Annotated in this window: 13 protein-coding genes; 10 read left to right on the forward strand and 3 right to left on the reverse strand. The window is 75.4% G+C overall.

Annotated elements, in window-relative coordinates; all coding sequences use genetic code 11:
* A partial coding sequence (locus AB0K37_RS36210) for a hypothetical protein (protein WP_363989042.1) occupies positions 1-246 on the reverse strand: 246 nt, incomplete at its 3' end.
* A gap of 62 nt (positions 247-308) precedes the next feature.
* Here AB0K37_RS36210 and AB0K37_RS36215 point away from each other — a divergent pair.
* Both AB0K37_RS36215 and AB0K37_RS36220 read left to right on the forward strand, forming a co-directional pair.
* The gene (locus AB0K37_RS36215; protein ID WP_363989045.1) at positions 309-1277 is read left to right on the forward strand and encodes an ROK family glucokinase; all 969 of its coding nucleotides are present in this window, start codon (positions 309-311) and stop codon (positions 1275-1277) included.
* A 2-nt stretch (positions 1278-1279) separates the two neighbouring features.
* A complete protein-coding gene (locus AB0K37_RS36220; RefSeq protein ID WP_363989047.1) occupies positions 1280-1975 on the forward strand; it encodes an endonuclease/exonuclease/phosphatase family protein in 696 nt (231 codons plus the stop codon).
* On the opposite strand, the gene AB0K37_RS36225 is transcribed toward AB0K37_RS36220, so the two are convergent.
* Positions 1972-2847, reverse strand: coding sequence for a hypothetical protein (locus tag AB0K37_RS36225; protein ID WP_363989049.1), 876 nt, complete (start codon positions 2845-2847; stop codon positions 1972-1974). The two genes, AB0K37_RS36220 and AB0K37_RS36225, sit on opposite strands and share 4 nt — an antisense overlap.
* A 367-nt stretch (positions 2848-3214) precedes the next feature.
* Between AB0K37_RS36225 and AB0K37_RS36230 the strand changes: the two genes are divergently transcribed.
* The 8 genes from AB0K37_RS36230 to thiI all read left to right on the forward strand — a co-directional run bounded on the left by AB0K37_RS36230 (position 3215) and on the right by thiI (position 10667).
* Positions 3215-3952 (forward strand): lysophospholipid acyltransferase family protein, encoded by a 738-nt coding sequence (locus AB0K37_RS36230; protein ID WP_345185877.1) that lies wholly within the window; start codon positions 3215-3217, stop codon positions 3950-3952.
* Entirely contained in the window at positions 3939-5105 is a 1167-nt protein-coding gene (locus AB0K37_RS36235) for a DUF5931 domain-containing protein (RefSeq protein ID WP_363989052.1), read from the forward strand. Before AB0K37_RS36230 ends, AB0K37_RS36235 begins: the two co-directional genes overlap by 14 nt.
* A 35-nt stretch (positions 5106-5140) precedes the next feature.
* Complete coding sequence (locus AB0K37_RS36240; RefSeq protein ID WP_363989068.1) at positions 5141-5779, forward strand: response regulator transcription factor; 639 nt, start codon at positions 5141-5143, stop codon at positions 5777-5779.
* Between the two features lie 70 nt (positions 5780-5849).
* Positions 5850-6836: a TIGR04222 domain-containing membrane protein gene (locus tag AB0K37_RS36245; RefSeq protein ID WP_363989055.1), complete on the forward strand. Its 987-nt coding sequence runs from the start codon at positions 5850-5852 to the stop codon at positions 6834-6836.
* A 1-nt stretch (position 6837) separates the two neighbouring features.
* Positions 6838-7647, forward strand: coding sequence for a DUF692 family multinuclear iron-containing protein (locus AB0K37_RS36250; RefSeq protein ID WP_353834741.1), 810 nt, complete (start codon positions 6838-6840; stop codon positions 7645-7647).
* Positions 7644-8123 (forward strand): hypothetical protein, encoded by a 480-nt coding sequence (locus tag AB0K37_RS36255; RefSeq protein ID WP_363989058.1) that lies wholly within the window; start codon positions 7644-7646, stop codon positions 8121-8123. The genes AB0K37_RS36250 and AB0K37_RS36255 overlap by 4 nt, the downstream gene beginning before the upstream one ends.
* Positions 8124-8290: 167 nt before the next feature.
* Entirely contained in the window at positions 8291-9316 is a 1026-nt protein-coding gene (locus AB0K37_RS36260) for a 6-phosphofructokinase (RefSeq protein ID WP_363989061.1), read from the forward strand.
* Positions 9317-9419: 103 nt separating this feature from the next.
* Entirely contained in the window at positions 9420-10667 is a 1248-nt protein-coding gene (gene thiI, locus AB0K37_RS36265) for a tRNA uracil 4-sulfurtransferase ThiI (RefSeq protein ID WP_363989064.1), read from the forward strand.
* Between the two features lie 83 nt (positions 10668-10750).
* Here thiI and AB0K37_RS36270 read toward each other — a convergent pair.
* The coding region (locus tag AB0K37_RS36270; RefSeq protein ID WP_363989066.1) for a DUF5954 family protein at positions 10751-11263 on the reverse strand (513 nt) is incomplete at its 5' end.

Raw genomic sequence — 11263 nt, forward strand, 5'->3', positions numbered from 1 at the left:
GTCGCCGTCCGCGCCGCGGTGCTCACCGGAGCCGAGGTGCGCGTCCTGGAACCGGGGGCGCCGGATCTTCCCGCGCAGGGCATCGGCGCCCCGCGCGCCCGACCGGGCGCAGGGGTCCCCCCGGACGCGCGGGTCCGACCGGACCGGGCCGCCGGAGGCGTCGGAGGGCGCGCGGGCGGGTACGTCCGATCGGTCGGAACGTCCCGATCCGGGCGACCCGTGGTCGGCCGCCACCGGCGGCCCCATCGACATCGGGTAGAGCGGGAGTGGCTCCAGCCAGGGGCGACGCGAGGAGGAGGAAGGGTTACATGACCCTGACCATCGGCGTGGATGTGGGCGGCACGAAAGTGGCCGCGGGGGTCGTCGACGACCGGGGGACGATACTGGAGAAGGTCCGCCGGCCGACTCCCTCGACGAACCCCAAGGAGACCGCCGAGACCATCGCCGAGGTCGTCGACCTGCTCAAGGGCAAGTACGAGGAGGTCGCGGCGGTCGGGCTCGGCACCGCGGGCTTCGTCGACGAGACCCGCTCCACCGTGCTGTTCGCGCCGAACCTCGCCTGGCGCGACGAGCCGATCAAGGAGAAGGTGGAGAGCCTCGTCGGGCTGCCGGTGGTCGTGGAGAACGACGGCAACGCCACCGCGTGGGGCGAGGCCCGGTTCGGCGCCGGGCGCGGCGAGAACTTCCTCGTCCTGGTGACCCTCGGCACCGGCATCGGCGGCGGCATCATCATCAACGGCGAGCTCTACCGGGGCCGCTTCGGCATCGGCGCGGAGATGGGGCACTTCCGGGTCGTCCCGGACGGGCGCCGCTGCGGCTGCGGCAACCGCGGCTGCTGGGAGCAGTACGCCAGCGGCAACGCCCTCGTGCACGAGGCGCGCGACCTGGCCCGGGTGGCGCCCGCGATGGCGGGCCGCCTCCTGGAGCTCGGCGGCGGGCGGCCCGAGGGCATCAGCGGCCCCGAGGTGTCGCAGGCCGCCCGGGAGGGCGACAAGGCGGCGCTGGAGTGCTTCCGGACGATCGCGCACTGGGCCGGCCAGGGCCTGGCCGACCTCAGCGCGATCCTCGACCCGGGCGCCTTCATCATCGGCGGCGGCCTGTCGGACGCCGGAGACCTGCTGCTCGACCCGGTCCGCGCCGCGTTCGAGGACGCCCTGACCGGCCGCGGCCACCGCCCGCTGCCCGACATCCGGATCGCCGAGCTGGGCTCCGCGGCGGGCATCGTCGGCGCCGCCGACCTCGCGCGCGTCCGCCCGTTCCAGGACGTGATCGTCTAGGCGTGGCCGCCGTCCGGCTGCTCTCCTACAACGTCCGGTCGCTGCGCGACGACCCGGCCGCCGTGGCCCGCGTCGTCCGCGCGAACGCCCCGGACGTGGTGTGCGTGCAGGAGGTCCCGCGCTTCTGGGGATGGCGGCTGCGGCGCCGCCGCCTGGCGCGGGACTGCGGCCTGCGGATCGCGGCGGGGCGGCGGGCCTGCGGGCTCGCCGTCCTCGCCGCGCCGCACGTGCGCCGCGTGGCCCGCGAGTTCCACCTGCTCACCCCGGACCCGGGCCTGCACCGCCGCGCCCTCGCGATCGCCGTCCTGGAGGTCGGCGGCGCCCGCCTGATCGCCGCGAGCACCCATCTGGACCTGGCGGAAGGCCCGCGCCTGCGGCACGTCCACGAGATCCTCGCCCACCTCGACCGCGCCCGCGACCGCCACGGCGCCCCGGTGGTGCTCGCGGGCGACGTCAACGAGGAGCCGGGCGGCCCGTCGTGGTCGCTGCTGGCGGACCGCTTCCAGGACGCCTACGCGGTCGCTCCGGCGGGCGGGGAGCTCACCTTCACCGCGCGCGCCCCGAAGCGCCGCATCGACGGCGTCTTCGCGGACCCCGCCGTGCGGATCACCGCGTGCGGGGTCCCGGCCGACGAGGCCGGCGACCATGCCCTGGCCACCGACCACCGGCCCGTGCTGGCCGAGCTGGGGACGCCCTAGACGACGGCCCCGTCGTCGGGGTCGCGGGGCTCGTCGCCCATGCGCAGGACGAGGGTGACGAAGCCCCCGATGAACGCGGCGACGGCGAGGAAGGCGGCCCAGCCGGGGACCTCCCAGTCGAGGATGACGGTGACCAGCAGGTAGACGGGGCCGCCGATCAGCGCGATCCAGGCGCCCTTGGTGAGCGGGTCGGCGCTCGGCAGCGGCGGGGGAGGGGGCGGGACGTAGTGCCCCTCGTCGTCATCGTCGTCGCCGGGCGGGAACACCGCCTCCTCGGCCGGCTTGATCACGCGGGCGCGGGGCAGCCGCCCGGTGCGGTCCTCGCCCTCGCCCGGGGGGTCGGCGGGCTCGCGGATGTTCTCCTCGTCGGGCCACGGGACCTCGTCGCCCTCGGGGACGGCGTCGTACCCGGCGACGATCTCGGCCCAGATGGCGTCCTCGTCGCGCTCGGCGGCGGCGCCCGCCTGGCCGGCGCCCGGGTCGGCGAGACCGGTCCCGGCGCGCTCCGCGGCGTCGAGGCGGTCGGCGTCCGCGCGCTCGGGGTCGAGCACGTCGGCGTCGGCGAGCTCGGAGCCGTCGCGGTCGCCGTCGGCGCCGCGGGCGGAGGCCTCGCGGAGCCGGGCGAGGTGCACGCGCAGGATGCCCTCGGCGGCCGGCTTCATGTCGACGTCCACGTACAGCCGGTCGAGGACGTCGCCGGCGACCGGCTCCGCCGCCGCCTCGGCGATCTCCGGCAGGCCGGACGGGGACGCCGCGTAGGCCGCGACGCCCGCCTCGCCGAGCGCCGACAGCATCGCGTCCGCGAGATGCGGCGCGAGGTCGACCAGTGGGGCGTAGGTCTCCGCTGACAGTCCATTGCCACGGCGATTCACGGGGCCGGCTCCTTCGACGACTCCGGCGTGACCGACAGCACCGGCATGGCGGCCTCCGCTCCCCCCATTGACATGTGGTGCCCGGTCGCCCCGCGTGGAGGCACTCCCGGACACCCCGAAACGTGTGTCCCACGGTATTCGCTGCGCCGCCCGGGACAAGCCCCCCGGCGCACCCGATTGAGATTTACCGCTCCGAGCCTACGGTTATTCCCGGCCCGCCGCCGGGGCGGCCGGGTCCCGGTGAGGGGTACCGGTCGGTAGATCGGTGGGACGGAGAGTGGGAGGATGTCCCATCATCTCCCGTCGGCCAGGACCGGGGCACGCCCGCGCGGGGGCGTCCGGTCCGAGGGAAAGGTACCCGCATACGATGCTCTGGTTCTGGATCCTGCTGAGGATCGTCCTCTCCCCGGTCATGTACCTGCTGTGGTGGCCGCGGAACCGGGGGGCGCGCAACGTCCCGAAGCGAGGGCCGGCGCTGATGGTGAGCAACCACCTGTCGTTCGCCGACCACTTCTTCGGCCCGCTGCCGCTGATGCGCCCGATCTTCTTCATCGGCAAGGAGGAGTACTTCACCGGCCGGGGGATCAAGGGGCTGATCAGCAAGGGGTTCTTCACCGGCGTCGGGGTGGTGCCGGTCGACCGGACCGGCGGCTCGGCCGCCGAGGCGGCGCTGCAGACGGGGCTGCGCATCCTCGGCGAGGGCAAGCTGCTCGGCATCTACCCCGAGGGCACCCGGGCGCCCGACAACCGGCTGTACCGCGGCAAGACGGGGGTCGCGCGGCTGGCGCTGAAGTCGCGGGTGCCGGTGATCCCGATGGCGATGGTCAACACGTTCGAGCTCATGCCGCCCGGCAGGCCGTACCCGCGACTCGGGATCCGGCCGGGCGTGCGGTTCGGCGAGCCCATGGACTTCTCCCGCTACTACGGGCGCGAGGACGACCACGAGGTGCTCCGCGAGATCACCGACGAGATCATGATGGCGATCCAGAGGCTGTCCGGGCAGGAGTACGTCGACCGGTACTCCGCCGAGGTGAAGGCGGAGCTGGCCGGCAAGGAGGTGCGTCCCGTCGAGGACGACGACGGAGGGCTGAGTGACCGCGGCTGAGCCGCGCGGGACGGGCCTGGAGACCGCGCTGTGGCGGGCCGTGGCCGTCTACCGCGGGCTCGCCCTGTGCTACGCCGCGGTCGTGATCGCCATGAACCACGGCGGCTACGCCCACCCCCTCGGCGGATGGGCCGTCCTCGCCCTCATGGCCGGATGGACCGGCTACGCGTCGTTCGCCTTCGGCCCCGGCGGCCGGGCGCGCTGCGGCCGGCCGCTGCTGGCCGCCGACCTCGCCGTCGCGGCGGGGTGCGTGCTGGCGACGGCGTGGGTGGAGAAGGCCGGGAACATCTCCGCCGGACGCCCGACGCTGCCGGTGTCGTGGGTGGCGGCCGCGGTGCTGGCGTGGGCGGTCGCGGGCGGGCGGCGGGCGGGCGTCGTGGCCGCGGCCGTCCTGGCCGCCGCGAACCTGATGGTGCACGCGGCCGCCGGGACGAGCGGTATCGGCGGCACGACGTTCAACGGCATCGTGCTGCTGTTCTTCGCCGGCCTGGTCGTCGGGCACGTCGTGCGGCTGGCGCGAGAGGCGGAGGCGCGGCTGGCGCGGGCCGTCGAGCTGGAGGCGGCGACCCGGGAGCGGGAGCGGCTGGCACGCCGCATCCACGACTCGGTGCTGCAGGTGCTGGCGATGGTGCAGCGGCGCGGCGGCGAGCTCGGCGGCGAGGCGGCCGAGCTGGGCCGCCTCGCGGGCGAGCAGGAGGCGGCGCTGCGCTCCCTCGTCGGCGCGGGCCCGGCGGCTCCGCCCCCGGACGCCTCCGACGGCGGCACCGACCTGCGAGCGCTGCTGACCGGGCACGCCTCCACCTCCGTGACGGTGTCGACGCCCGCCACGGAGGTGCGGCTGCCGGCCCACGCCGCCGGGGAGGTCGGGGCGGCGGTGGCGGCGGCGCTCGACAACGTCCGGCGGCACTGCGGCGAGGGGGCCCGCGCGTGGGTCCTGCTGGAGGACGGCGAGGGTGAGGTGACCGTCAGCGTCCGCGACGACGGCCCGGGCATGCCCCCCGGGCGGCTGGACCGGGCCGCGGCGGACGGGCGGCTCGGCGTCGCCCAGTCCATCCGCGGCCGCATCGCCGACCTCGGCGGCACCGTGTCGATCGTCTCCGCGGAGGGCGACGGGACCGAGGTCGAGATGACCGTGCCGCGGGCTAGGGTGTGACCGTGAGCGACGTTCCCCTCCGGCCTCTCCGGGTCATGGTCGTGGACGACCATCCGATGTGGCGCGAGGCGGTGGCCCGCGACCTCGGCGAGGCCGGGCACGACGTGGTCGCGACCGCGGGGGAGGGCCGCGCCGCCGTCCGCATCGCCGCCGCCGCCCGACCGCAGGTGGCCGTGGTCGACCTCCAGCTGCCCGACCTCAGCGGGGTCGAGGTGACCCGGCGCCTCGCCGCCGCCGACCCGCCCGTCCGCGTGCTGGTGCTGTCGGCCAGCGGCGAGCAGCAGGACGTCCTGGAGGCGGTGAAGGCGGGCGCGACCGGCTACCTGCTCAAGTCCGCCGCCCGCGAGGAGTTCCTGGACGCCGTCCGGCGGACCGGCGAGGGCGACGCCGTCTTCACCCCGGGGCTCGCCGGGCTCGTCCTCGGCGAGTACCGCCGCCTCGCCGCCGCCCCCGCCCGCGAGGACGACGACGCGCCGCGGCTGACCGAACGCGAGACCGAGGTGCTGCGCCTCGTCGCGAAGGGGCTGACCTACAAGCAGATCGCGCAGCGCCTCGTCCTGTCCCACCGGACGGTGCAGAACCACGTGCAGAACACCCTCGGCAAGCTCCAGCTCCACAACCGCGTCGAACTCGTCCGCTACGCCATCGAGAAGGGCCTCGACGAGGAGGAGTAGCCGCGGGGCGAACCGCCGCGGCGGCGCCTGCGTCTCAACGCCAGAAGGCGAAGAGCGACGGGAGCGCGTCATGGCGGACGAGATCCTGGGGCCCGCGCTGGGGTTCCTCGCGGCCCACCTCCTGGTCGGGCTCGTGCTGCTGGCGATCCTGCGGAGGATGCGCGCCGCGGTGCGGCGGGGCAGGCCCCCGGCGCGCGACCTGCATCCCTACGAGGTCGCCTACCTGCGGGGCGGGGGGCGCCACGCCATCGCCGCCTCGATCACGGCGCTGCGGCTGGACGGCGCCGTCGACGCCTACGCCGACGGCAGGCTGCTGGCCACCGAGCCGTCCGCCTCCGGGCCGCGCGCGGCCGGCACGCCGCTGGACGCGGCGGTCTTCGGGGCGGTCGCCCACCTGCGGGCCGGGACGCTCGCCGAGCTCACCGCCGAGCCGGGCGTGCGCGCGGCGCTCGACCAGCTCCGCGACGGGCTCGCCGCGCAGGGCATGGTGCTCGCGCCGGCCGGGCGCCGCCGCCTGCGCAACCTCCAGGCGGTCATGTTCGGCTGGATGATGCTCGGGTTCGTCGCCTTCGTCATGAACGACGCCTTCAGCGGATTCCCGGCCAAGGTCGTGCCGATCGCCGAGCTGATCGGCCTCGGCTTCGGGGCCATCGGCCTCGCCTCGGGCGCCGAGCGGACGCGGGAGGGCGAGCTGGCCGTCGAGCGGGCCGAGGAGTCCCGGCGCGCCCTCGACCCGGCGAACGAGCCGTCCTACGCCGGGCTGCCGGCGCCCGACGCGCTCATGGGCGTGGCGCTGTTCGGCACGGCCGCGCTCATGGCGCTCGACCCGATGTTCGCCCAGACGGTGGGGCTCGGCCGGTACCTGGAGATGGCCGGGGTCGCGGCCGCCTCCGGCGGCCACTCGGGCTCCTCCTGCTCCTCGACCGCCTCGGTGTGCTCGTCCTCCTCCTGCGGTGGCGGCGGCTCGTGCGGCGGCGGGAGCGGCTGCGGCGGCGGAAGCGATTGCGGAGGGGGCGGCGGCGGTTGCGGAGGCGGCGGCTGCGGCGGAGGGAGCTGAGATGCGGCTGGGCGTGGGGATCGGCTGGCGTCCCGAGATCGCCGGGTTCGTCGGCGCGCTGCCGGGGCTGCGCTTCACCGAGGTGATCGCCGAGTCGGTGCACCCGGCGGAGCCCGCCCCGGAGCTGCTCGCGCTGCGCGACCGCGGCGCGGCGATCGTCCCGCACGGGGTGCGGCTGTCGCTGGGTGGCGCCGAGCCCGTGGCCGCCGAGCGCGTCGCGCACCTGGCCGCCTGCGCCGAGGCGCTCGGCGCGCCGCTGGCGAGCGAGCACGTCGCGTTCGTCCGCGCGGGCGGCGTCGAGGCCGGGCACCTGCTGCCGGTGCCGCGCACCCGGGCCGCGCTGGACGCGCTGACCGCCAACATCCGCCGGACGCAGGCGGAGCTGCCCGTCCCGCTGGCCGTCGAGCCCATCGCCGCGCTCTTCGACTGGCCGGACGCCGAGTACTCCGAGGCCGACTTCCTGACCGAGCTGCTGGAGCGCACCGGCGCGCTCCTGCTGCTGGACGTCGCCAACGTGTACGCCAACGCGCGCAACCGCGGCGAGGACCCCGCGGACCTCCTCGACCGCCTCCCGCTGGACCGCGTCGCCTACTGCCACGTCGCGGGCGGCTCGGAGGAGGGCGGGCGGTACCACGACACGCACGCCGCCGCCGTTCCCGCCGAGGTGCTGGAGCTGGTCGCCGAGCTGTGCGCGCGGCGCCGCCCGCCCGGCCTCCTGCTGGAGCGCGACGGCCGCTACCCGCCCGCCGCGGAGCTGCGAGCCGAGCTGGACGCCGTCGCCGCCGCCTCCGGACTGGAGCCCGTCACATGAGCGGATTCGACGCGAGCGGATTCGACACGAGCGGATTCGACACCGGGCTGGCGGCGGCGCAGGAGGCGCTCGTCCGGGCCATGACGGCGGGCGGGCCGATGCCGGAGGGGTTCGACGCGGACGCGGTGCGGGCCGCCGCGCACGGGATCCTGCTCAAGCGGGCGGGCGAGGTCGCCCGCGCATGGCCGGCCCTGTCCGCCTCGTACGGGACGTCCTGGAAGGCGGTCTTCGCGGCGTGGGCCGCCGAGCGCCCGACGCGCGGCTCCTTCCGGGACGGCTGGGACTTCGCGCGCGAGAACCGGGACCGTCTCGCCGGTGACGCGGCGCGGGAACTCGCGCTGGCGGAGGTGCGGTGGTCGTATGACGGGCAGGCCCCGCCGCGCCCGCGCGGGGCCGCGGCGCGGCGCGTGCCCGGGGGAGTCGCGGCGGCCTTCCGCGGACGGGTCCGCGTCTTCGGCCGGGTCCCGTCCGGCTGAGGGCGCCGTCGCCGCGAACGAAGTGCCGCGCGGCCCTGCCACGGGCTATGGTCTAGACCATTGGCGGCGCGCCGGGGCATCCGGTGGGGGCCCGCGCCGCCGCGTGCGACGACTAGGCTGAGAACGTGGACCGAGGGAGGAGCCCGGTGGCGGGAGAAGGTGACGGCATGCGCGTCGGAGTGCTGACCGGAGGCGGAGACTGCCCCGGCCTGAACGCGGTGATCCGCGCGGTCGTCCGGAAGGGCGTCCAGGTCTACGGCTACGAGTTCGTCGGGTTCCGGGCCGGCTGGCGCGGGCCCCTCGAAGGCGACACCGTGGCCCTCGACGTCCAGGCCGTGCGCGGCATCCTGCCGCGCGGCGGGACGATCCTCGGCTCGTCGCGGACCAACCCGGTCAAGGTCGAGGGCGGCGTCGAGCGGATCAAGGACAACCTCGCGGGCCTCGGCGTGGACGCGCTGATCGCCATCGGCGGCGAGGACACCCTCGGCGTCGCGCGCGAGCTGTACGCCAACGGGGTCAACGTCGTCGGCGTCCCGAAGACGATCGACAACGACCTGAACGCGACCGACTACACCTTCGGGTTCGACACCGCGGTGAACATCGGCATGGAGGCCGTCGACCGGCTGCACACCACCGCCGAGAGCCACCACCGCGCGCTGATCTGCGAGGTCATGGGCCGGCACGCGGGCTGGATCGCGCTGCACGTCGGCATGGCCGCCGGCGCCAACGTCATCCTCATCCCCGAGCGGCCCTTCGACATCGAGAAGGTCTGCCAGTACGTGGAGAGCCGGTTCAAGACCCGCTACGCGCCGATCATCGTGGTGTCGGAGGGGGCGCACCCCATCGACGGGCAGATGCAGCTGCAGACCGGCGAGCGGGACGCGTTCGGGCACGTCCGGCTCGGCGGCATCGGGCAGGCCCTCGCCGACGAGATCGAGAAGCGCACCGGCAAGGAGGCCCGCGCCACCGTGCTCGGGCACATCCAGCGCGGCGGCACCCCCACCGCGTTCGACCGCGTCCTCGCCACCCGCTTCGGCCTCCAGGCGATCGACGCCGTCAAGGACGGCGACTACGGCAAGATGGTCGCCCTCCAGGGCACCGACATCGTCCGCGTCGGCCTCGACGAGGCGACGAAGGAGCTCAAGACCGTCCCGCTGGAGCGCTACTCCGAGGCCGAGGTCTTCTTCGGCTGATCGTCCCGCCGGGCGGGAACAGGGAATGCGGGTCGCGGTGTTGGCCTCTCTGGGCCACACTGGAGGTCCCCTCTTTACCCTGTTCCCGCCAGGAGGATCACGCATGACCACGCTCGACACCGCGCCCGGCACCGCGGCGGCGGACGTCCGGGAGCAGTCGCCGGTCGACGGTGAGCCGTGCGTGCTGCTCAAACTGGGCGAGATCGTCCTCAAGGGCAAGAACCGCGAGCAGTTCGAGCGCCGCCTCGCCGACAACGTGCGCACCGCCGTCCGGCCGATCGCCCGGGTGGACGTCGTCCGCCGGCACGGCGTGTTCATCGTCCGCAAGCACGACGCCGATCTCGCCACCATGGAGCGGGTCGCGCAGCGGATCACCGACGTCATGGGCATCGTGTGGGCGCACCGCGCCTGGCGGGTCGGCAAGGACCTCGCCAGCGTCGAGCGCGCCGCCCTGGAGCTCATGGACGGGCGGACCGGCTCCTTCGCCGTCCGGTCCCGGCGCCGCGACAAGCGGTTCCCGATGACCTCCACCGAGCTCGACCGGCACATCGGCACGCTCGTCACCGCCCGCTACGGCCAGCCCGTCCGGCTCAAGAACCCCGACCACACCCTGTCGATCGAGGTCGACCGCGACGAGGTGTTCGTCTACTCCGGCGGCCTCGCCGGGCAGGGCGGCCTGCCCGTCGGGATGAGCGGCCGCGGCCTCGTGCTGATGTCGGGCGGCATCGACTCGCCCGTCGCCGCGTACCGGATGATGCGCCGCGGCCTGCGCGTCGACTACCTGCACTTCTCCGGGATGCCGTTCACCGGCCCCGAGTCGATCTACAAGGCGTACGCGCTGGTCCGCGAGCTGGACAAGTTCCAGACCGGGTCCCGGCTGTTCGTCGTGCCGTTCGGCAAGGCGCAGCAGCAGATCAAGTCGTCCGGCGCCGACCGGCTCGCGGTGATCGCGCAGCGGCGGCTGATGCTGCGCACCGGGGAGGTCCTCGCCCGGCGGCTGCGCGGCTCCGCGCTGATCACCGGCGACGCGCTCGGGCAGGTGTCCAGCCAGACCCTCGCCAACATCACCGCGCTGGACGACGCCGTCGAGCTGCCCATCCTGCGGCCCCTCGTCGGCATGGACAAGGTCGAGATCATGGACCAGGCGCGCCGCATCCGCACCCTGACGATCTCCGAGCTGCCCGACGAGGACTGCTGCACCCTGCTGGCGCCCCGCCGCGCCGAGACCCGGGCCAAGATCGATGACCTGCGGCAGATCGAGAAGCGCCTCGACGTCGGCGAGCTCGCCGACCAGCTCGCGGCGTCCGTCCAGGAGCACCGGCCCGCCTACGGCGACCCGGCCACCACCTGACCCGCCGCGCCCGCCCGCGGCCAGGGCAGGTCACGGAGCGAGCCGCCAGGCGAGCGAAGTGGGCCGGAACTGTGAAACGCGGGCTAGCGGGCGTCGAAGTCCGTCGGGCGGGGCGGCTCGGGGCCGTCCGGGCCCATCAGGGTGATCCGCTCGATGCGAACGATGCGGAAGCGGCGGCCCGCGACGGCGATGCCGTTGCGGCGGCTGTCGTCCTCCAGCAGCTCCGCCGCCTCGGCGAACCGGGCGACGTCGTCCTCGGCGGGGCTCTCCACCGCGGGCACCACGTGCCTGAAGTAGGTGGCCAGCGAGTCGCGGGCCTGCTGCGGCGCGTCGTACAGACGCCCCACGGGCCGCCAGCGCCGCTCGCCGCGCTCGGCGACCGTGAACGCGGGCGCCAGCGCGACCGGGGTGAGGAACGCGCCGGACGGCTCGTTCCCCCTGGCCGCCGCGGCGTCCAGCACCTGGCACAGCAGCTCGGCGGTCGCGAGGTCGGACGCCGGGCCGTCGTCGGGCAGCAGCTCGTGCGGCCGGACGGGCGGGACGCGGCCGCCCGCCGGCAGCGGGTCCAGGTCGGTCGGGCGGGGCGGCTCGAGATA

It is taken from the genome of Actinomadura sp. NPDC049753 (assembly GCF_040674655.1).
Lineage (GTDB): Bacteria > Actinomycetota > Actinomycetes > Streptosporangiales > Streptosporangiaceae > Spirillospora > Spirillospora verrucosospora.